This is a genomic window from Pseudomonas sp. P1_A1, from assembly GCF_056406935.1.
Map to the genome: position 1 here is coordinate 218,482 of NZ_JBFTZE010000009.1, position 18,016 is coordinate 236,497.

18 protein-coding genes are annotated in these 18,016 nt (G+C 60.1%); 9 read left to right on the plus strand and 9 right to left on the minus strand.

Features of this window, described 5'->3' with window-relative positions; translation table 11 throughout:
- The first annotated feature begins 67 nt into the window (after positions 1-67).
- From hemA to AC1D2Q_RS15970, 6 genes are all read left to right on the plus strand, one after another.
- A complete protein-coding gene (gene hemA / locus AC1D2Q_RS15945; protein WP_007939757.1) occupies positions 68-1,357 on the plus strand; it encodes a glutamyl-tRNA reductase in 1,290 nt (429 codons plus the stop codon).
- Positions 1,354-2,436 (plus strand): peptide chain release factor 1, encoded by a 1,083-nt coding sequence (gene prfA, locus AC1D2Q_RS15950; RefSeq protein ID WP_007939759.1) that lies wholly within the window; start codon positions 1,354-1,356, stop codon positions 2,434-2,436. The genes hemA and prfA overlap by 4 nt, the downstream gene beginning before the upstream one ends.
- Positions 2,437-3,267: a peptide chain release factor N(5)-glutamine methyltransferase gene (gene prmC / locus AC1D2Q_RS15955; RefSeq protein WP_477813803.1), complete on the plus strand. Its 831-nt coding sequence runs from the start codon at positions 2,437-2,439 to the stop codon at positions 3,265-3,267.
- The gene (locus AC1D2Q_RS15960) at positions 3,261-4,016 is read left to right on the plus strand and encodes a molybdopterin-synthase adenylyltransferase MoeB (RefSeq protein WP_477813804.1); all 756 of its coding nucleotides are present in this window, start codon (positions 3,261-3,263) and stop codon (positions 4,014-4,016) included. The genes prmC and AC1D2Q_RS15960 overlap by 7 nt, the downstream gene beginning before the upstream one ends.
- Complete coding sequence (murI, locus tag AC1D2Q_RS15965) at positions 4,009-4,800, plus strand: glutamate racemase (protein ID WP_477813805.1); 792 nt, start codon at positions 4,009-4,011, stop codon at positions 4,798-4,800. Before AC1D2Q_RS15960 ends, murI begins: the two co-directional genes overlap by 8 nt.
- Positions 4,801-4,916: 116 nt before the next feature.
- On the plus strand, positions 4,917-5,435 hold the full coding sequence (locus AC1D2Q_RS15970; protein ID WP_019582388.1) for an acyloxyacyl hydrolase: 519 nt from the start codon (positions 4,917-4,919) through the stop codon (positions 5,433-5,435).
- A gap of 68 nt (positions 5,436-5,503) precedes the next feature.
- Here the strand turns inward: AC1D2Q_RS15970 and AC1D2Q_RS15975 are convergent, their stop codons facing one another.
- The 6 genes from AC1D2Q_RS15975 to AC1D2Q_RS16000 form a co-directional block, all read right to left on the minus strand.
- Complete coding sequence (locus AC1D2Q_RS15975; RefSeq protein ID WP_018929577.1) at positions 5,504-5,809, minus strand: YkgJ family cysteine cluster protein; 306 nt, start codon at positions 5,807-5,809, stop codon at positions 5,504-5,506.
- Between the two features lie 60 nt (positions 5,810-5,869).
- Entirely contained in the window at positions 5,870-6,643 is a 774-nt protein-coding gene (locus AC1D2Q_RS15980) for an SDR family NAD(P)-dependent oxidoreductase (protein WP_477813806.1), read from the minus strand.
- Positions 6,644-6,710: 67 nt separating this feature from the next.
- Positions 6,711-8,159, minus strand: coding sequence for a deoxyribodipyrimidine photo-lyase (phrB, locus tag AC1D2Q_RS15985; protein ID WP_477813807.1), 1,449 nt, complete (start codon positions 8,157-8,159; stop codon positions 6,711-6,713).
- Positions 8,160-8,193: 34 nt separating this feature from the next.
- Positions 8,194-9,135, minus strand: coding sequence for a MerR family transcriptional regulator (locus AC1D2Q_RS15990; protein WP_477813808.1), 942 nt, complete (start codon positions 9,133-9,135; stop codon positions 8,194-8,196).
- Positions 9,135-10,097: a YbgA family protein gene (locus AC1D2Q_RS15995; RefSeq protein WP_477813809.1), complete on the minus strand. Its 963-nt coding sequence runs from the start codon at positions 10,095-10,097 to the stop codon at positions 9,135-9,137. The genes AC1D2Q_RS15990 and AC1D2Q_RS15995 overlap by 1 nt, the downstream gene beginning before the upstream one ends.
- Positions 10,098-10,251: 154 nt before the next feature.
- Positions 10,252-11,238 (minus strand): NAD(P)/FAD-dependent oxidoreductase, encoded by a 987-nt coding sequence (locus AC1D2Q_RS16000; protein WP_477813810.1) that lies wholly within the window; start codon positions 11,236-11,238, stop codon positions 10,252-10,254.
- Positions 11,239-11,434: 196 nt separating this feature from the next.
- Here AC1D2Q_RS16000 and AC1D2Q_RS16005 point away from each other — a divergent pair, with 196 nt between their 5' ends.
- Both AC1D2Q_RS16005 and hemH read left to right on the plus strand, forming a co-directional pair.
- The gene (locus AC1D2Q_RS16005) at positions 11,435-12,337 is read left to right on the plus strand and encodes a TIGR01777 family oxidoreductase (RefSeq protein WP_477813811.1); all 903 of its coding nucleotides are present in this window, start codon (positions 11,435-11,437) and stop codon (positions 12,335-12,337) included.
- Positions 12,338-12,350: 13 nt separating this feature from the next.
- A complete protein-coding gene (gene hemH / locus AC1D2Q_RS16010) occupies positions 12,351-13,373 on the plus strand; it encodes a ferrochelatase (RefSeq protein ID WP_477813812.1) in 1,023 nt (340 codons plus the stop codon).
- A gap of 108 nt (positions 13,374-13,481) precedes the next feature.
- Here the strand turns inward: hemH and AC1D2Q_RS16015 are convergent, their stop codons facing one another.
- Positions 13,482-14,756 carry a uracil-xanthine permease family protein gene (locus tag AC1D2Q_RS16015; RefSeq protein ID WP_477813813.1) on the minus strand — a complete coding sequence of 425 codons (1,275 nt, stop codon included), beginning with the start codon at positions 14,754-14,756 and terminating at the stop codon, positions 13,482-13,484.
- A 2-nt stretch (positions 14,757-14,758) separates the two neighbouring features.
- Positions 14,759-15,397: a uracil phosphoribosyltransferase gene (gene upp, locus AC1D2Q_RS16020; protein ID WP_007939777.1), complete on the minus strand. Its 639-nt coding sequence runs from the start codon at positions 15,395-15,397 to the stop codon at positions 14,759-14,761.
- 176 nt (positions 15,398-15,573) lie between these two features.
- On the opposite strand from upp, the gene AC1D2Q_RS16025 reads away from it, so the two are divergent.
- Positions 15,574-16,131, plus strand: coding sequence for a hypoxanthine-guanine phosphoribosyltransferase (locus AC1D2Q_RS16025; protein ID WP_007939779.1), 558 nt, complete (start codon positions 15,574-15,576; stop codon positions 16,129-16,131).
- A gap of 101 nt (positions 16,132-16,232) precedes the next feature.
- Here AC1D2Q_RS16025 and dauA read toward each other — a convergent pair whose 3' ends face one another.
- On the minus strand, positions 16,233-17,954 hold the full coding sequence (dauA, locus tag AC1D2Q_RS16030) for a C4-dicarboxylic acid transporter DauA (protein ID WP_477813814.1): 1,722 nt from the start codon (positions 17,952-17,954) through the stop codon (positions 16,233-16,235).
- Between the last annotated feature and the right edge of the window lie 62 nt (positions 17,955-18,016).

The window sequence follows — 18,016 nt, forward strand, 5'->3', positions numbered from 1 at the left end:
GAGTGGTTGTTCTGGCTCTGTCGAAGTAGGACAATTGTCGGCTTCACGTCACCATCAGCGACCTTGAATGGCCTTCCTTGCACTCGGTATTAACCACAAGACTGCTTCAGTAGACGTCCGCGAGCGCGTGGCCTTTACCCCTGAGCAGCTGGTTGAGGCCTTGCAGCAGCTCTGCCGACTCACCGACAGCCGCGAAGCTGCGATCCTCTCCACCTGCAATCGCAGTGAGCTGTATATAGAACAGGATCACCTTTCGGCTGACATCGTGCTGCGCTGGTTGGCCGATTATCATCATTTGAGCCTCGACGAGCTGCGTGCGAGCGCTTATGTGCATGAAGATGATGCGGCAGTTCGTCACATGATGCGGGTCGCCTCCGGGCTCGATTCGCTGGTGTTGGGTGAACCACAGATTCTCGGCCAGATGAAATCGGCCTACGCCGTGGCTCGCGAGGCGGGCACCATCGGTCCGCTGCTCGGGCGCTTGTTCCAGGCCACGTTCAATGCGGCCAAACAGGTGCGAACCGATACCGCCATCGGTGAAAACCCGGTGTCCGTGGCGTTTGCCGCGGTCAGCCTGGCGAAACAGATTTTCAGTGATTTGCAACGCAGCCAGGCCTTGCTGATCGGCGCCGGCGAGACCATCACCCTGGTCGCCCGCCATCTGCATGAGCTGGGCGTGAAGCGAATCGTGGTCGCCAACCGCACCCTGGAGCGCGCAAGCACCCTGGCCGAGCAGTTTGGCGCCCACGCGGTGTTGCTCTCGGACATCCCGACAGAACTGGTGCGCAGCGACATCGTCATCAGTTCCACCGCTAGCCAGTTACCTATTCTCGGTAAAGGCGCGGTGGAAAGTGCCTTGAAATTGCGTAAGCACAAGCCGATTTTCATGGTGGATATCGCAGTCCCTCGGGATATCGAACCGGAAGTCGGCGAGTTGGATGACGTTTACCTGTACAGCGTCGACGATCTCCACGAAGTGGTCGCCGAAAACCTCAAGAGCCGTCAGGGCGCTGCCCAGGCGGCCGAAGAGATGGTGTCGGTCGGTGCCGAAGATTTCATGGTTCGCCTGCGCGAACTGGCGGCGGTGGATGTGCTCAAGGCCTATCGTCAACAAAGCGAGCGCCTGCGCGACGAAGAATTGCAGAAGGCCCAGCGTATGCTCGCCAACGGCAGCAGTGCCGAGGACGTGCTGGTGCAACTGGCCCGTGGCCTGACCAACAAACTCTTGCATGCCCCGAGCGTGCAATTGAAAAAGCTCTCTGCCGAAGGCCGCCTCGATGCGCTGGCCATGGCCCAGGAACTCTTTGCCCTCGGTGAGGGCTCATCGGATAGCTTTTCGGATAAGAAACCGCAATGAAAGCGTCACTGCTCAATAAGCTGGACATCCTCCAGGACCGTTTCGAGGAATTGACCGCCCTGCTTGGCGATGGCGAAGTCATTTCCGATCAGAACAAATTCCGCACCTATTCCAAGGAATACGCGGAAGTCGAGCCGATCGTCGACACCTATAAACAGCTGCTTAAAGTGCAGGGCGACCTCGAAGGCGCACAGGCACTGCTCAAGGACAGCGACCCGGACATGCGTGAAATGGCCGTGGAAGAAGTCCGCGAAGCCAAGGAACGATTGATCGAGCTCGAAGCCAGCCTGCAACGCATGCTGCTGCCCAAGGATCCGAACGACGGTCGCAACGTGTTCCTGGAAATCCGCGCGGGTACCGGCGGTGACGAAGCGGCGATTTTCTCCGGCGACCTGTTCCGCATGTATTCGCGTTACGCCGAGCGGCGTGGCTGGCGGGTAGAGATTCTCTCGGAGAACGAAGGCGAACACGGTGGCTATAAAGAAGTTATCGCCCGTGTCGAAGGCGAGAACGTCTACGGCAAACTGAAGTTCGAATCCGGTGCGCACCGTGTGCAGCGGGTTCCGGCCACTGAATCGCAAGGTCGCATCCACACCTCGGCCTGCACCGTGGCGGTATTGCCCGAGCCGGATGAGCAGGAAGCCATTGAGATCAACCCGGCGGATCTGCGGGTCGACACCTATCGCTCCTCCGGTGCCGGTGGTCAGCACGTCAACAAGACCGATTCGGCGATTCGTATCACGCACTTGCCGTCCGGTATTGTCGTCGAGTGCCAGGAAGAACGATCCCAGCACAAGAACCGCGCCCGGGCGATGTCCTGGCTGTCGGCCAAGCTCAACGACCAGCAGACCAGTGCCGCGGCCAATGCCATCGCCAGCGAGCGTAAATTGCTGGTCGGTTCCGGTGACCGCTCCGAGCGGATCCGTACCTACAACTTCGCCCAGGGCCGGGTCACCGACCATCGGGTCAACCTGACGCTGTATTCGCTCGACGAAATTCTCGCGGGCGGCGTGGATGCGGTGATCGAACCGCTGCTGGCCGAGTACCAGGCCGACCAATTGGCAGCGATAGGTGAGTAAATGACGATCATTGCCAGCTTGCTGCGCGCCGCCGATTTGCCTGATTCGCCCACTGCGCGTCTGGATGCCGAATTGCTGCTGGCGGCGGCCTTGGGCAAGTCCCGCAGCTTTCTGCACACCTGGCCTGAGCGTATCGTCCCGAGCGAAGCAGCACTGACGTTTGCCGAGTATTTGCAGCGCCGCCGCAGCGGCGAGCCAGTGGCCTATATTCTGGGTCAGCAAGGCTTCTGGAAGCTCGACCTGGAAGTCGCGCCCCACACGTTGATTCCGCGTCCCGACACTGAATTGCTGGTGGAAGCGGCGTTGGAACTGTTGCCGGCTACCCCAGCCAAGGTGCTCGATCTGGGCACCGGCAGTGGTGCCATCGCCCTGGCGCTGGCCAGCGAGCGTCCGGCCTGGAAGGTCACCGCCGTGGATCGCGTGCTGGAAGCCGTGGCCCTGGCCGAGCGCAATCGTCAGCGCTTGAACCTGAACAATGCCACGGTGTTGAGCAGTCATTGGTTTAGTGCCCTGGAAGGCCAGCGTTTTCAACTGATCATCAGCAATCCGCCCTACATCGCTTCGACCGATCCGCATCTGGTGGAGGGCGACGTACGCTTTGAGCCGGCCAGTGCCTTGGTGGCCGGCGTCGATGGGCTCGACGATCTGCGTCTGATCGTCGCTCAGGCACCGGATTATCTTGACGCGGGTGGCTGGTTGATGCTCGAACACGGTTACGATCAAGCCTGCGCGGTGCGCGATTTGCTGCTGACCCGCGGCTTTGAAGAAGTCCACAGCCGCACCGATCTGGGCGGTCACCAACGCATCAGTCTGGGGCGCTTGCCGTGCTGAATGATCAGGAGTTGCTGCGCTACAGTCGGCAGATTCTGCTGCAACACGTTGACATCGACGGTCAGTTGCGACTCAAGGAAAGCCGCGTATTGATTGTCGGCCTCGGCGGCCTTGGCTCACCGGTTGCGCTGTATCTGGCCGCGGCCGGGGTCGGTGAACTGCATCTGGCGGATTTCGACACGGTGGACCTGACCAATCTGCAGCGCCAGATCGTTCACGACACCGACAGCGTCGGCCTGAGCAAGGTCGATTCGGCGATCCGTCGCCTGACCGCGATCAATCCAGAGATTCAGCTGATCGCCCATCGCACTGCATTGGACGAGGATTCGCTGGCCGCCGCCGTTGCTGCGGTGGATCTGGTGCTGGACTGTTCCGACAATTTTTCCACCCGCGAGGCGGTCAACGCTGCGTGTGTGGCCGCGCGCAAGCCGCTGGTCAGCGGTGCGGCGATTCGCCTGGAAGGGCAATTGTCGGTGTTCGACCCGCGTCGTCCAGAGAGCCCGTGCTACCACTGTTTATACGGGCACGGCAGCGAGGCCGAGTTGACCTGCAGCGAGGCGGGCGTCGTCGGTCCTTTGGTCGGGTTGGTCGGCAGCCTCCAGGCACTGGAAGCGCTGAAACTGCTGGTGGGGTTCGGCGAGCCGCTGGTGGGGCGCCTGTTATTGATCGATGCCTTGGGCTCACGCTTCCGTGAATTGCGGGTCAAGCGTGATCCGGGCTGCAGCGTCTGCGGGGCGCGCCATGCGTGAAGCGCCGATTGCTGTGTTCGATTCCGGCGTCGGCGGGCTGTCGGTGCTGGCCGAGATCCAGCAGTTGCTGCCAAACGAGTCTCTGTTGTACTTCGGCGATTGCGGGAATATTCCCTACGGCGAGAAAACCCCGGCATTCATCCGCCAGCGTTGCAGTGTCATGGCGCAGTTCTTTCAGCAGCAAGGCGCCAAGGCGCTGGTGCTGGCCTGCAACACCGCGACGGTGGCTGGCGTTGCGGACTTGCGGCGCGATTACCCCGAGTGGCCTATCGTCGGCATGGAGCCTGCGGTCAAACCGGCCGCTGCGGCGACGCGCAGCGGTGTGGTCGGCGTGCTCGCCACCACCGGTACTTTGCAGAGTGCCAAGTTTGCTGCCTTGCTCGATCGTTTCGCCACCGATGTACGGGTGATCACTCAGCCGTGCCCCGGGCTGGTGGAGCTGATTGAAAATGGCGATCTGCACAGCGAGACATTGCGTCAGTTGCTGCGAGGGTATGTCGAGCCGCTGCTGGCTGGCGGTGCAGATACGATCATTCTGGGCTGTACGCATTATCCCTTTTTAAAGCCGCTGCTAAAGCAGATGCTCCCGCAAAGCATCAGCTTGATCGATACCGGTGCCGCTGTGGCGCGGCAGCTCCAGCGTCTGCTGGCCGAGCGAGAGTTGCTGGCCGAGGGGCCTGCTCGCCCCGCACAGTTCTGGTCGAGTGCGGACCCAGAGCATTTCAGAAATATCTTGCCGATCCTGTGGAATATGTCTGGGGTTGTGCGAAGCTTCGAAAGATAGAGATGCGTAGCAAACGAATGATTGGGGTGAGCTTCTGATTAAACGGTGACTTCTATAGCTTTGTTTGTTGTGCAGCATAAAAACCATACTAAATTGTTCGGAAAAGGATGTTTCTAATGAAGCGACTATTCTGTTTGGCCGCGATTGCGACCGCATTGATGGGGCACAGTTTTACCGCGCAGGCGGCAGGGGTGGAGTTCGGGGTCGGCCAGACCAGCGATTCGACCATGACCTACCGACTGGGCATGCAGTTCGATTGGGACAAGAGCTGGTTGCAGAGTGATGTCGGTCGCTTGACCGGCTACTGGAGCGGCGCTTACACCTATTGGGATGGCGACAAAACAGCGAGCAATCACAGTTTGTCGTTCTCGCCGGTGCTGGTGTATGAGTTTGCCGGTCAGACCATCAAGCCCTACGTCGAAGCGGGTATCGGTATCGCGGTGTTTGCCAACACCGAATACGAAGATAACAAGCTTGGCAGTGCCTTTCAGTTCGAAGACCGTTTCGGGTTTGGCCTGCGCTTTGCCGGCGGACATGAAGTCGGGATTCGCGCCACCCACTACTCCAATGCCGGGATCAGTACCCCGAACGACGGTGTAGAAAGCTACGCATTGCATTACACGATGCCGTTGTAAGCCTGCAATGTTTGGGTGTGGGAGCTACCTGTGGCGGGGCTCCCACATGGCATCGGGTGACTTCGATCTCACCGGTACGCCGTCGCAATCCCCTGGCGTTCGGTGATGCATTCCGGTGCGCCCATTTCGAACTCCCGGCAGATCAGCGGACGCTTTTCATAGATGGTGCACATCATGCTGTTGCGATCCAGTGCGGCGCACCAGCCGTCATCCAGTCGCAGCATGACTTCACCACCCCAATCATCGGTATCGATAAAACGTTCGGGCACGCCGGTGTCAGTGATCAGCATCACTTCAAGCTGGCAGCAGCAGGCTGCGCAGGTCGAGCAGGTGACCGCAGGCTCGGCGACTTGCGTGTGGGGAATGGTTTTCATGGCGCGCAGTGTAAGGCAGTGGGCCCACGCTGTGTAAAAGGCCTGACAGACGCTCAGGCTTCACGGCAGATCCTCGATCGGCGGCTTGTTTCGCGCTTGTTCGTCGATTGCCAGTCCCGTCCGCTCGAGTTGTTGCGGCAGGGGCCAAAGAACAGGCATGAGCAGCTCCGGCAAGGAGAATTCCAGTGGACGATTCTTGATCATGTCGAGGAGATATCGCGCGGCTTGGCCTGCCGACCAGTCGAGATGTATCGGGGCGCCGTCGTTCAGAGGCGTATCGATAAACCCTGGGCTGACCACGGTCATTTCGATGTTTTCCGGCTCCATGTCGATGCGCAACGACTCGAATAGATGACGCAACCCGGCCCTTGAATCGCCATAGGATTCGGCCCACGGCAGGGGTAACCAGGTCACCGAACTGGCCATGCCCACCAGATGCGGCGCAGTGCCCGCCTGCAGCAAGGGCCGGGCGGCTGCGATGCAATAACTGCTGGCAAGCAAGTTGGTACGCATGATGTGCTCGATGATTGACGAGTCGAGCTGATTGGCGTCGACGTATTCGCAGGTGCCTGCGTTAAGGATCATGGTGTCCAGAGAGCCCCATTCCTGCGCAATCTGCTCACCGATTTCGCGCACTCTTTGGCCGTTGGTCAAATCCCCCGCGACCACCAGCACCTGTCCGGGATATCGCTGAGACAGGGCTTTCAATGACGTCTCCGAGCGGGAGCTGACGGCCAGATGGGCACCGGTTTTCAGTATTTCTTCAGCCAGCACAGCACCAATACCGTTGCTGGCGCCGGTCAACCAGTATCGCCTTGGAGGTGTACGACTCATCCCAATCCCCTTATTTACCCAATATTTCCTTGGCTCAATTCCGTGTTCATGACGCAACGCTGCAGCATCAATTTAATGACGGTGGCGATAAACCCTGTCGTGATGGCAGGTTCTTGAACGCGGCCAGGGCCCGTTCACGGGAAGCACTCAGATTGACGAGAGGCGACGGGTAGCCCCTCACACCGAACAATCCGCCGAGATTGGCCAGATTGTGCAGGTCTTTATTGTTCATTTCGTTGAGCTCCGGCAACCAGTGCTTGATGAACACCCCTTGTGCATCGAATTTTTCCGACTGGCTCAGCGGGTTAAAAATCCGGAAGTAGGGCGCCGAATCGGTGCCGGTGGACGAACTCCACTGCCAGCCACCATTGTTCGCCGCCAGGTCGCCATCAATCAGGTGTCGCATGAAGAAGCGCTCGCCTTCACGCCAGTCGATCAGCAGGTTCTTGGTCAGGAACATCGCCACCACCATGCGCAGGCGGTTGTGCATCCAGCCGGTTTCCAGCAATTGGCGCATGGCGGCATCGATGATCGGCAGGCCGGTGCGGGCTTGCTGCCAGGCCTTGAGTTCTTGCGGGGCGTCACGCCAGACCAGGGCTTCGGTTTCCGGACGGAAGGCGCGGTGCCGGGATACACGTGGGTAGCCCACCAATATGTGTTTGTAGAACTCGCGCCACAGCAGCTCGTTGATCCAGGTGACGGCGCCGACCTTGCCGCTTTCGAACTCGCCCTGATTGCTTCGCAACGCGGCGTGCAGGCACTGACGAGGGGAAATCACCCCGGCGGTGAGATAGGCCGAGAGCTGGCTGGTGCCGGGTTTTGCCGGGAAGTCGCGTTCGCTGTGGTAATAGTCGATCTGGGCGTCGACAAAGGTGTCGAGGCGGCGCCGGGCTTCGATTTCACCGGCTGGCCAGAGGGCACGCAAGCTGTCGTTGGGAGAATCGAAACCCTCGACACGGGACGGCGGTTCGTCGCTGCTGATATGCAATGGAGCCTGAAGGGCGGGTGCAGCGACCAATCCGGGCAATGAAGCGTGCAGGCGTTCGTAGCAGACCTTGCGAAACTGGCTGAAGACCTGGAAGTAGGTTCCGGTTCTGGTGAGCACGGTGCCTGGCTTGAACAGCAGCTGATCAAGGTAGCTGTAAAAGTCGATGCCCCGGTCTTTCAGCGCGTGGGCCACCGCCGCATCACGGCGGGTTTCATGAATGCCGTATTCCTCGTTGACGTGCACCGCGTCGATCTTCAACTGCTGGCACAGTTCGAGCAGAACCTTGGGCGCTTCATCCCAGCGGGACGCCTGGCGAATCAGTAGCGGGATGTTCAGGGCGTCCAGCGCGCGGCGTAATTCGGCGAGGTTGCGCAACCAGAAGTCCACTTTGCACGGCGCGTCGTCGTGCGCAAGCCACTGCTGCGGGCTCGGCAAATACACCGCCACACTCGGGCCACGGGCTGCGGCGGCCGAGAGGGCGGTGTTGTCGTGTAGACGCAAGTCGCTGCGCAGCCAGATCAATTGCATGGTCGTATCCGTACGATTCATCAAAAAAGCGCCATTAAATGAGCCCGCGCTGAATCAGGTCCAGATGGGCCGATAACGGGCTATCGGCCAGGATCAAATCAGCAATGGCGGTGCTTTTTGCGGACAAATCGGCGTGGTGGATGCACACCGTTGGTCCGGCGATCATTTTTGGGCAACTGACGCCATTCAAAAGTTTCGACAATTTTGCAAGATTCATGGCTTTGCTGGAATACAGCAGTACACCGCGGGCTTGCAGGTGATCGACCGCCAGCGTCAGTTCGCCGGCCGGGAGTGGCCAGTCGAAAACTTCCACCGGGCAATCGGTGCTGCTGATCAGCCAGGCGGTGAGCCATAGATGAGGTTCCAGAGGCAGGTCCGAGTGATTGATCAGCAGCAGCGGCGCGGTGCGTAACTGGCGGTTGTTGTGGTAAATCCTAGCGCCGAATTTGCTGCGCAACCAGGAATAGACAAACACCCGCTCCATCTGCGCGCCGAACTGGCCTTGCCAGCGTTGTTCCAGTTCCGCCAGCAACGGCATCAACAGGTGTTCACACAAGGTGCGTGGCGGATACAGCGCCATCGCCTGGTTCACGGTGTCATCGAGGGTGCGCTCGGCCAATTGGGTAACGGCTTGTAGCAGTGTCTGGCGCAACACCAGCCAATCGTTTCCGGCGGGCTCGGCAAGTACCTGAGGCGTGTCGAGCAGTTGCTTGACCTGACCGACAGCCACGCCGCGATTGAGCCAGGTGAGGATCGTCAGGATGCGTTGAACGTGTTCGGCACAGAACAGCCGATGCCCCTTGGGAGTGCGCTGAGGCACGATCAGCCCATAGCGCCGTTCCCAGGCGCGCAAGGTGACGGCGTTGACCCCGGTCTGCCGGGCCACTTCACGGATGGGCAGCCAGCCTGCGTCCAGGGCCTTTTTGAAGTCGGTGCCGAGGTCTTCGCTGGCGCTGGTGTCCGGTGGGGTTTTCATTAGATTGCGTTTCGCAGGCTGAGGTTTTCCGGGTGCGGTTGCAGGTACACCTGTTGCGCAATGTATGGATCCGGGTGTTGGCGAAAGTAGTGTTTGAGCAACGTCAGTGGTACCACCAGCGGCACGATGCCGTGACGATACTGGCCAATGACGTGCTGCACTTCCTGTTTGTCTTCAGTGCTGATGGCCTGTTTGAGGTAGCCGCTGAGGTGTTGCAGAACGTTAGTGTGGGTACGGCGCGTGGCGCATTTTTTCAAGGCCGCCATCAGCTCGCTGAAATAGCGCGGGCCGATGACTTCAGGGGCGGTGCGGCCCATGTTGCCGAGCAGGTTTCCCAGGGTTTTGTATTGCACCGGGTTGTGGGCCATTAACAGGTATTTGTAGCGCGAGTGAAAATCCGTGAGGCCGCGCCGGGTCAGGCCGGTTTGCAGCAACTGCTGCCAGGCGCTGTAGGCGAATACGCGAGTAAGGAAGTTTTCCCGCAGCACCGGATCGTTGAGCCGACCTTCTTCCTCCACCGGCAAATCGGGATGCAGCGCGCAGAAGGTCCGGGCGTAAATGCCACGGCTACCGCCGTCCACCGGCGCGCCGTTGGCGCGGTAGACCTTGACCCGCTCCAGACCGCACGAAGGGGATTTCTGCATGAAGATATAGCCGCAGATGTCGCCCAGATCCAGCGCCATTTTCTGGGCATACTCGGCCAACGGCCGGGTGACGTTGTTTTCAGGGTTGACGGTGCCGACCGCCTGCGGATGTTCTGGGTTGCCGACCAGGCGGATCGGTTCGCGAGGGATACCCAGGCCGATGGCGATTTCCGGGCACACCGGGATGAAATCGAAATAATCAGAAAGGATGTGGCTGCACAGCCGTGACGTCTTGTGCCCGCCGTTGTAGCGCACCTCGGCCCCCATCAGGCAGGCGCTGATGGCGATTTTGGGTGGGGTCGCTGATTGTGCAGGCATCGGAGCACCTCGAATCCAGACCTGTACGGATTATTAAATCTGTACAACATCCGTTCAGCATAGATTCAAGGGTGTACAAGTCAATTTTTTTGTATAGGTTTTTTCAGGGCTGCTGTCCATGTCGACAGCAGCAATGTGCTCGAATCGAGGCGGTTCACTGCAGGTGTTCGTGCAGACGGCGGGCCGCTTCCTGGCCACTGAGCCAGGCGCCTTCGACACGGCCGGACAGGCACCAGTCGCCGCATACATACAAGCCCAGGTCAGCATCAGCCAGGGCACCCCACTCATGGCTGCTGGCCGGACGGGCGTAAAGCCAGCGGTGAGCGAGGCTGAAAGTCGGTGCAGGCATGGCGTCGTGCAGCAGTTCGGCAAAGGCACCATGCAATTGCTCGATCACCGCTTCCTTGGACAGATCGATATGCTGCCGGCTCCAAGCGCTGGTGGCGTGCAGCACCCACGTGTCGAGGGTATTGTCGCGTCCCGGTTTGCTACGGTTGCGCGCCAGCCAATCGAGGGGGCTGTCCTGCACGAAGCAGCCTTCGATCGGGGTATCCAGTGGTGTGTCGAAAGCCAGGGCGACCGCCCAGGTCGGCTCCATTTTTACCCCGGCGGCGGCCCCCGCGAGTTTCGGCGCGGCGGGCAGCAGCGCGGTTGCCTGGGGGGCTGGCGTGGCAATCACCACATGACTGAACGGCCCGTGGGTGAAGCCTTCGGCGTCTTGCAGATGCCAGTGCTCTTCACCGCGATAGACCTCGGTGATCCGGCAGCTGAACTGCACTTCCAGGTCACCGAGCAGCGCACGGGTGATGGCGCTCATGCGCGGTGTGCCGACCCAGCGTGTCTGTTCGTCCGGCGAGGGTCTGAGCTGGCCGCCGTGGTAGGTATAGAGCTGCGGTGTCCACACGGCGACCCAACCGTTGGCTTGCCAGCGCTGGACTTCGGTGACGAAGCGACGGTCGCGGGCGGTGAAATATTGCGCGCCCATGTCCAGAGCACCCGCATCGCTGCGCTTGCTTGACATGCGTCCGCCACTGCCGCGGCTTTTATCGAACAGATGAACGACATGCCCGGCCTCCGTAAGGGCCTGGGCTGCTGAGAGTCCGGCGATGCCGGTGCCAATGATTGCGATAGGTACAGTCATAGGGGCCTCGTTTGCCTTTCTGTACAGACTACGCCGTGGTTCAAACCTGTACAATATTGTTTTTTGGTATAACTTTTAGCGTTCTCGTTCTGAGAGCTTGGCCTATTGTTAAACACAGAACCTGCCCGATACCAAAGATCCCTGCATATAAAAATAGACTAGTGATCTGGGTAAAACGCCACGCGAGGAAGATGTCATGCACATATTGCTGACCGGCGGTACTGGTTTGATAGGACGTCAGCTCTGCCGACACTGGTTGAGTCAGGGACATCACCTCACGGTCTGGAGTCGCACGCCCGCAAAAGTCGCCAAAATCTGCGGCACTCAGGTACGGGGAATCGCACGGCTTGAAGATTTTGGGCCAGAACCGGTGGATGCAATCATCAACCTTGCGGGGGCGCCGATCGCCGATCGGCTCTGGACCCACAAACGCAAAGCGCTGTTGTGGAGCAGCCGGATCACCCTGACCGAAACCCTGTTGGCCTGGCTCGAAAGTCGTGAGCAGAAACCACAGGTGCTGATCTCCGGCTCAGCGATCGGTTGGTACGGCGACGGCGGCGAGCGGGAGTTGACCGAGCAATCGCCACCGGTCATCGACGATTTCGCCAGCCAGTTGTGCATCGCCTGGGAAGAAACCGCGCAACGTGCCGAGGCCTTGGGCATTCGCGTGGTTCTCATCCGTACCGGGTTGGTGTTGTCCGCCGAGGGCGGCTTTTTGTCGCGGCTGTTGTTGCCGTTCAAACTGGGGTTGGGCGGGCCGATCGGCAACGGTCGGCAGTGGATGCCGTGGATTCATATCGAGGATCAAATCGCCCTGATTGATTTTCTTCTGCATCGCAATGGGGCCAGCGGTCCCTATAATGCCTGCGCGCCCAAGCCGGTGCGTAATCGCGAATTCGCTAAAACGTTGGGTGACGTGTTGCATCGTCCGGCGTTCATGCCGATGCCGACCCTCGTCTTGAAGGTCGCCCTGGGCGAATTGTCATTGTTGTTGCTGGGTGGCCAGAAGGCGATGCCGGCTCGCTTGCTGGAAGCGGGTTTCACTTTCCGGTTCACTGATTTGCGCGCGGCATTGGACGATCTGTCCGGCCGCCTCTGAAATAGGACGTTGCATGACCGATCACGCGTTGCTTCTGGTCAACCTGGGTTCACCTGCCTCCACCTCGGTGGCGGATGTGCGCAGTTACCTCAATCAATTTCTGATGGACCCGTACGTGATCGACCTGCCGTGGCCGGTGCGGCGTTTGCTGGTGTCGTTGATTCTGATCAAGCGCCCGGAACAATCGGCTCACGCTTACGCGTCGATCTGGTGGGAGGAGGGCTCGCCGCTGGTGGTGCTCAGCCGTCGCCTGCAACAGGCCATGACCCGGCAGTGGGCTCACGGGCCTGTTGAGCTGGCGATGCGGTACGGCGAACCGTCCATTGAGTCCGCGCTGGTGCGGCTGGCTGCCCAGGGGCATAAGAAAGTGACCCTGGCACCGCTCTATCCGCAATTCGCCGACAGCACTGTGACCACGGTGATCGAAGAAGCCAAGCGCGTGGTGCGCGATAAAAAGCTCGACGTGCAGTTCTCGGTTCTTCAGCCGTTTTACGATCAGCCGGAATACCTCGATGCGTTGGTGGCGAGTGTCAGGCCTTATCTGCAACAGGATTTCGATCATCTGCTGCTGAGCTTCCACGGTTTGCCGGAGCGTCACTTGAAAAAGCTCAATCCGGGGCACAGCTTCGAGGGTGGCGGCGATTGCTGCGCCGGTGCGCCACCGGAAGTGGTCGCGACCTGTTACCGCGGTCAGTGCCTGCGCACGGCCGCAGAGTTTGCCAAACGTGTGGGCATACCGGACGGCAAGTGGTCCGTATCGTTTCAGTCGCGTCTGGGCCGGGCCAAGTGGATAGAACCCTACACTGAAGCTCGCCTCGACGAGTTGGCCAAAAGCGGCGTGAAGAAAGTCCTGGTGATGTGCCCGGCGTTCGTTGCCGATTGCATCGAGACGCTGGAGGAAATCGGTGATCGTGGGAAGGAGCAATTCCGCGAGGCGGGAGGGGAGGAGTTGGTGCTGGTGCCTTGCCTCAACGATGAGCCGCTGTGGGCGCGGGCGTTGAGCACCTTGTGCGAAAGGGCGCCATTGGCGCTTTAAAAGCATCGTCGGAATGCCGCCCAGACCAAGCCTCGCTTGTATGCTGGTACTTGAAGGAGCGAGCGGTGCGGCGATCCGACTTGCCCGCGAAGGCATTCTTGAGGCCGCTTATAACAGCGGCTCATCCGCCTTCTTGTGCTTCCAGCTGTCATTGCCCGGCAGCAACAGGTTCAGTGCAATCGCCACCACCGCGCACAGCGCGATGCCTTTGAGGCCGAAATCGTTCTGGCCGGTACCGGTGCCGACCAGCATGCCGCCAATCCCGAACACCAGCGTCACCGAGACAATCACCAGGTTGCGTGCTTCGCCCAGGTCGATCTTGTGGCGGATCATAGTGTTCATGCCCACCGCGGCAATCGAACCGAACAACAGGCAGAGAATCCCGCCCATCACCGGCACCGGGATGCTTTGCAGCAGCGCGCCGAATTTGCCGATGAACGCCAGGCTGATTGCGAAGATCGCCGCCCAGGTCATGATTTTCGGGTTGTAGTTCTTGGTCAGCATCACCGCGCCAGTCACTTCGGCGTAAGTGGTGTTGGGTGGGCCGCCGAACAGACCGGCCGCGGTGGTGGCGATGCCGTCACCGAGCAGGGTGCGGTGCAGGCCGGGCTTTTTCAGGTAGTCGCGACCGGTCACGCTACCCACGGCAATCACGCCACCGATGTGCTCGATGGCCGGGGCCAGAGCCACCGGAACGATGAACAGAATCGCCTGCCAGTTGAATTCCGGCGCGGTGAAGTGTGGAATCGCGAACCACGGTGCCACGGCAATCTTCGCGGTATCGACCACGCCGAAATAAAACGCCATGGCAAAACCCACCAGCACACCGGAGATGATCGGCACCAGGCGGAAAATACCTCTGCCGAACACCGCGACGATCAGGGTGGTCAGCAGCGCCGGCATCGAAATCATCATCGCCGTCTGGTAATGAATCAGCTCAGTGCCGTCGCCCGCCTTGCCCATCGCCATGTTGGCGGCAATCGGCGCCATGGCCAGGCCGATGGAGATGATCACCGGGCCAATCACCACCGGAGGCAGCAAACGGTCGATAAACCCGGTGCCTTTGATCTTCACCGCAAGACCGAGGAAGGTGTAGACGAAACCGGCCGCCATCACACCGCCCATGGTCGCCGCCAGGCCGAACTGGCCCTTGGCGAGAATGATCGGGGTGATGAAGGCGAAGCTCGACGCCAGGAACACCGGCACCTGACGCCCGGTGACGATCTGGAACAGGATCGTCCCTAAACCTGCGGTGAACAGCGCCACGTTCGGGTCGAGGCCGGTAATCAGCGGCATCAACACCAGGGCGCCGAAGGCCACGAACAGCATCTGCGCGCCGGACAGAACCGTGCGCCAGAGCGGATCGTTGAACTCGTGCTGCATGGTCACGCGTCCTTCTGCTTGGTGCCGAAGATCTTGTCACCGGCATCGCCCAAGCCTGGGATGATGTAACCGTGTTCGTTCAGTTTCTGGTCAATGGAAGCGGTGTAGATGGTCACGTCCGGGTGAGCCTTCTCCACAGCGGCGATGCCTTCGGGAGCGGCCACCAGGACCATCGCACGGATGTCCTTGCAGCCAGCCTTTTTCAGCAAATCGATGGTGGCGACCATCGAGCCGCCGGTGGCGAGCATCGGGTCGATGATCATCGCCAGGCGCTCGTCGATTTCCGGCACCAGTTTTTCCAGGTAGGTGTGGGCTTCGAGGGTTTCCTCGTTACGGGCCACGCCCACGGCGCTGACTTTGGCGCCCGGGATCAGGCTCAGCACGCCTTCAAGCATGCCGATACCGGCACGCAGGATCGGCACCACAGTAATTTTCTTGCCGGCGATTTTCTCCACCGACACCGTGCCGCACCAGCCTTCGATGTCGTAGCTTTCCAGCGGCAGGTCTTTGGTGGCTTCATAGGTCAGCAGGGCGCCGACTTCCTGAGCGAGCTCACGGAAATTCTTCGTACTGATGTCGGCGCGGCGCATAAGGCCAAGTTTATGACGGATCAGCGGATGGCGGATCTCACGGATGGGCATGGGGAAAGGCTCCGGCGGCGGGCAAAAAAACCGGTCTAGATTAATCTATCCGAGGGTGTTGTCCTATAGACATACAGTACGTTAGTCCACAAACGCTTGATCTGGCCGTGCGGGATGCGTACCTTTGCCCGCTTTTCCGAATCTGTCCCTCCCCCTCAAACCCCTTGGAGAGCGCCATGTCCGCTGATCTCGAGCATATCCGTCAAATCATGCGAGAGGCTGACTGCCTGTACACCGAAGCTGAAGTCGAGGCGGCCATCGCCCGCGTCGGTGCACATATCAACGAACAACTGGCTGAAAGCAATCCGGTGGTGTTCTGTGTGATGAACGGCGGCCTGATTTTCGCCGGCAAGCTGCTCACCCATCTGCAATTCCCGCTGGAAGCGTCCTACCTGCACGCCACTCGCTATCGCAACGAAACCAGCGGCGGCGAGCTGTTCTGGAAAGCCAAGCCGGAAGTTTCGTTCATCGACCGTGACGTGCTGATCATTGACGACATCCTCGATGAAGGTCACACCCTGGGCGCGATCATCGATTTCTGCAAACACGCCGGCGCCCGCAAAGTGCACACCGCCGTGCTGATCGACAAGGACCATGACCGCAAGGCTCGCCCGGACCTGAAAGCCGATTTCGTCGGCCTGCCGTGCATTGACCGTTACATCTTCGGTTATGGCATGGACTACAAAGGCTACTGGCGTAACGCCAACGGGATTTTTGCCGTTAAAGGCCTGTAAGCAGGTTGACTGTCTGGGGACGGTTTTAGCCGCCAGACACGTTGATGCTTGAAGGCAGATCTCCCATCCGAATGCGTGCGCAGTTCGCTTGAACCGCGCGTTCAGTCCTGCCCGACGAGCCAGCGTTCGCTTTTGCGTCGAGCCTGTTCCAGGTTGTTCACGTAAGCCAACTGACGCTGTTCCCGATGGATGCCCGCGCGCCTGAGTTTCAGGCGCACGCGCGCAGCCGTCCCGACCAGAATCAGGCCGATGCCGTCGGTGCGGTAATCCCTGAGGATATTGTCGAAGGCTGCCAACGCCGTCATGTCCAGCATGGACACGGCACTCATCTCGACAATCACCACTTTGACCTCCGGGCTGAATTTGCGCAGTACGCCCAGGGCCTTTTCCGCCGCACCGAAAAACAACGGCCCGCGTATCGCATAGCAACGAACATGCTCCGGCAAATCCTGCAAGGCTTGATGGAACTCTCGAGGCAGTTCGGCGGTGTCCGTGAGGTCGCTCATGCGCTTGACGAATAACCCGGCGGCCAGCAACAGCCCAACGGCAACGGCCAGCACCATGTCGAACAGCACTGTCAGGCTCAGACAGGTCAGCAAGACCAACACATCGCTGCGTGGTGCAATGCGCAAGGTGTGCACGACATGCCGGGCCTCGCTCATGTTCCACGCCACCATCACAAGCAATGCCGCCAGCGCGGCCATCGGCAGGTAGCTGAACAGTGGGGCGAGGGCGAGTATCGCCAGCAGCACCACCGCGCTGTGGATAATTGCCGCCAATGGCGAAAACGCCCCGCTGCGTACGTTGGTGGCGCTGCGGGCAATCGCCGCGGTAGCGGTAATGCCGCCGAACAGCGGTGCGACCAGGTTACCAATGCCTTGACCCAGGAGTTCGGCGTTGGGGTCATGTTTGCTGCCCGTCATGCCATCGGCCACCACCGCACACAATAACGATTCGATGGCGCCGAGCATGGCAATGGCGAACGCTGGCGCCATTAATTGGCGGATCAGGTCGTAAGACAAATGCAGCGGCTGGCCGTTGGGCCCCGGCAGATTCCACGGCCAGTCGAAGCTCGGCAGAAACGGCGGAATACCGGGGTGGCTGACGCCATCGACGATATAGCTGAAGCGCTCGCCCAGCGTCGCAATCGGTAACCCGCCGCTTTCCAGCGCCAGCCCCAACATTGCGCCGACGGCCAGTGCCACCAGATGCCCCGGAACCCTTGGCACAAACCGCGGCCAGACGATCAGAACCACCAGGCACATAACACCGATGATCCCGTCCCCCAGACGGGCGCTGGGCAACGCCTGGAGCAGCGCACCTAATTGCTCGATGTAGTGTTCGGCATGCCCGGTGGTACTCAGGCCCAGCAAATCCTTCAATTGGAGGGTGGCGATGACAATACCGATCCCGGCGGTAAAGCCCAGAGTCACCGGATAAGGGATGTACTGAATCAGCCGTCCGGCCCGAATCAGCCCCAAGGCAATCAGGATGGCCCCGGCAAGCATGGTGCAAAGCAGCAGGCCACCCAGGCCATATTGTTGGGTGATCGGCAGCAGTATCACCACGAACGCGGCTGTCGGCCCGCTGACATTGAAGCGCGAGCCTCCCGTCAGGGCGATCAGCGGGGCCGCGATCAGCACCGTATATAAACCTTGTTGGGGCGCTACTCCCACCGCAATCGCCAGGGCCATGGCCAGGGGAATGGCGATAATCCCTACCGTCACCCCGGCACTGATGTCGCCACGCAAGCGTCTGAGGCTATAACCTGCACGCAGAGTTTGACGCCAGGCGGCGAATAACGGGGGGATGGAGAATGGCATAGGGACTCCACAGTAGACGGCACGCCGTCGAAATAGGGCTGAAGGCTCTTTCAGTATGCCCA

Bases quoted from the DNA above. Each gene is read 5' to 3' on its own strand.
- hemA (WP_007939757.1), top strand. From the start codon at position 68: ATGGCCTTCCTTGCACTCGGTATTAACCACAAGACTGCTTCAGTAGAC.
- prfA (WP_007939759.1), top strand. From the start codon at position 1,354: ATGAAAGCGTCACTGCTCAATAAGCTGGACATCCTCCAGGACCGTTTC.
- prmC (WP_477813803.1), top strand. From the start codon at position 2,437: ATGACGATCATTGCCAGCTTGCTGCGCGCCGCCGATTTGCCTGATTCG.
- murI (WP_477813805.1), top strand. From the start codon at position 4,009: ATGCGTGAAGCGCCGATTGCTGTGTTCGATTCCGGCGTCGGCGGGCTG.
- AC1D2Q_RS15970 (WP_019582388.1), top strand. From the start codon at position 4,917: ATGAAGCGACTATTCTGTTTGGCCGCGATTGCGACCGCATTGATGGGG.
- AC1D2Q_RS15975 (WP_018929577.1), bottom strand. From the start codon at position 5,809: ATGAAAACCATTCCCCACACGCAAGTCGCCGAGCCTGCGGTCACCTGC.
- AC1D2Q_RS15980 (WP_477813806.1), bottom strand. From the start codon at position 6,643: ATGAGTCGTACACCTCCAAGGCGATACTGGTTGACCGGCGCCAGCAAC.
- phrB (WP_477813807.1), bottom strand. From the start codon at position 8,159: ATGCAATTGATCTGGCTGCGCAGCGACTTGCGTCTACACGACAACACC.
- AC1D2Q_RS15990 (WP_477813808.1), bottom strand. From the start codon at position 9,135: ATGAAAACCCCACCGGACACCAGCGCCAGCGAAGACCTCGGCACCGAC.
- AC1D2Q_RS15995 (WP_477813809.1), bottom strand. From the start codon at position 10,097: ATGCCTGCACAATCAGCGACCCCACCCAAAATCGCCATCAGCGCCTGC.
- AC1D2Q_RS16000 (WP_477813810.1), bottom strand. From the start codon at position 11,238: ATGACTGTACCTATCGCAATCATTGGCACCGGCATCGCCGGACTCTCA.
- AC1D2Q_RS16005 (WP_477813811.1), top strand. From the start codon at position 11,435: ATGCACATATTGCTGACCGGCGGTACTGGTTTGATAGGACGTCAGCTC.
- hemH (WP_477813812.1), top strand. From the start codon at position 12,351: ATGACCGATCACGCGTTGCTTCTGGTCAACCTGGGTTCACCTGCCTCC.
- AC1D2Q_RS16015 (WP_477813813.1), bottom strand. From the start codon at position 14,756: ATGCAGCACGAGTTCAACGATCCGCTCTGGCGCACGGTTCTGTCCGGC.
- upp (WP_007939777.1), bottom strand. From the start codon at position 15,397: ATGCCCATCCGTGAGATCCGCCATCCGCTGATCCGTCATAAACTTGGC.
- AC1D2Q_RS16025 (WP_007939779.1), top strand. From the start codon at position 15,574: ATGTCCGCTGATCTCGAGCATATCCGTCAAATCATGCGAGAGGCTGAC.
- dauA (WP_477813814.1), bottom strand. From the start codon at position 17,954: ATGCCATTCTCCATCCCCCCGTTATTCGCCGCCTGGCGTCAAACTCTG.